Source organism: Microcoleus sp. BM001215392, assembly GCF_036700185.1.
GTDB lineage: Bacteria > Cyanobacteriota > Cyanobacteriia > Cyanobacteriales > Microcoleaceae > Microcoleus.
In genome coordinates, this window is sequence record NZ_JAUBOJ010000013.1 from 1 (window position 1) to 1,816 (window position 1,816).

General features: G+C 42.7%; 1 protein-coding gene and 1 pseudogene. One reads left to right on the plus strand and one right to left on the minus strand.

The window, feature by feature from the left end:
* Nucleotides 1-305: 305 nt before the first annotated feature.
* A complete protein-coding gene (locus tag QT974_RS02845; protein WP_333467018.1) occupies nucleotides 306-554 on the minus strand; it encodes a hypothetical protein in 249 nt (82 codons plus the stop codon).
* 36 nt (nucleotides 555-590) lie between these two features.
* Here QT974_RS02845 and QT974_RS02850 point away from each other — a divergent pair.
* A pseudogene (locus tag QT974_RS02850) lies at nucleotides 591-1,816 on the plus strand (hypothetical protein); the annotation flags it as partial.

Below are 1,816 nucleotides of genomic sequence, written 5' to 3' on the forward strand. Positions count from 1 at the left end.
GCGCAAGCAAATATACTCGTATGGGCTATAGCATTTCGGTAGTAAATATCTGATTATGACTAATAAGTTGTCTGCCGAAATGCTTCGCCCTCGCAAAAATGAGATGCACTCGATAAAAAATCTTTAAAATGGGCGTTTTTACGATTTGAGATTCGGGATTTTTTACTCGCTGGAAGTTGGGAAATTTGGTACTGTTGTCTGATTGAAAGTAAATGGTATAAGCTGTTTTCTAGATAAATTGCATCTTCACAAACAACGCTGCTCAAAGCCCTTTCACAATATTTTGAGGGATTTGACGTACAATTTTAATTGATAACAGCTTGTGGCCGAGCGATCGCTCCGGGATGCGAGGAAAATCCAGACTGCGCTAGCAGCGAGAGTTTTAAAGTATTCTTGGCTTCAGTTCGCACCACTACAATCGGCGCCTTACCCGTTAACTGTTTGCTTTTTGTAAATAAATATAAATTCCGGCTGCTAGCGAACGCAGGCGCGAAAATTGTGGTAGCTTTGAGTAAGAACGCAATTTCTGGATGTTCTTGTTTTGGGGCAATCATCAGGGCAACTCAATTTATATCAATTAAATAAACCAAATGGAAGCATTACTTTTATTAATAGGATTTGTAGGGGGCGGATTAGTCTGCTGGCTAATTTTAAACAAGCGAAATTCACGCAATTTGGTGCGGATGCAGGGTTCGCAGGAGGCTATATCGAAGTTGGCGGAGCAGTTGGAGGCCAAAAAATCGGAATTGCGGGAAAAGGTGCAGAATGAAAATCAGCTAAATTCTGAACTGTCGGAACTCCAAAGCCGATTGGAAAGCGTGACCCGCGAGCAAGATACTTTAAATAGTCAAGTGACGGAATTAGAAGGTTTTTTGGCAGGAATTGCTGAGGAGCGATCGCAAGTTAATTCTCTGATCGAGGAGTTGCAGTTTCAGTTGGTAAATGCTCAACAAGCTCAGTCGGATTTACCGGAATTAAGAGAAATTCAAAGTCAGCTAGAAGTTGCGCAGCAGGAGCGATCGCAACTTAATGCTCAACTGCTGCAAATGCAAGCAGAGTTAGGGACTGTTGATGCAGAACGCTCTCAATTTCACGTGTTGCTGTCGGAATTAGACAGTCAATTGGAAACTGTAAGTCAAAGCAGATTGCAGCTACAGTACCAGTTGTCGGAACTTCAAATCAAGTTCGATCGCTCAATTCAAGAGCGGGATCAGCTTCAGTCTCAACTTGCGGACAGACAAGCTCAACTGGAATCAGTCGAAATAGATCGATCGCAATTTACTTCGAGATTCTCGGCCCTACAAGCTCAACTCGACAGTGTAGAGCAAGAACGAGAATTGCTTGACTCTCAATTAGAAACCCTTCGCCAACAACCAAATCAACCTGAACCACAATTATTAGAGCTGGAAACACAGTTAGAGGCTGCAAAAGGAGAGAAATTAGAGTTAGATGCTCAATTATTAGAGCTGCAAAGTCACTCAGAAATAGTGCTGCGAGAGCGAGAACAACTGCTGTCTCAGTTGTCAGAATTTCAGGCTCAGCTAGCAACTCGCTCCGAGTTAGAATCGCGCCTGAATGCTCGACAGTCTCAATTGCAAAGTCAAATCGAGACAGCCGAGCAAAACCAAAATCAACTACAATCTCAAGTATCCGAGTTAGAACACCACTTAGCAACTGTCTATCAAGAGCGATCGCAACTACAATCGGATTTAGCAACTCGCTCCGAATTAGAATCGCACCTAAATGCTCAACAGTCTCAATTGCAAAGTCAAATCGAGACAGCCGAGCAAAATCAAAATCAACTACAATCTCAAGT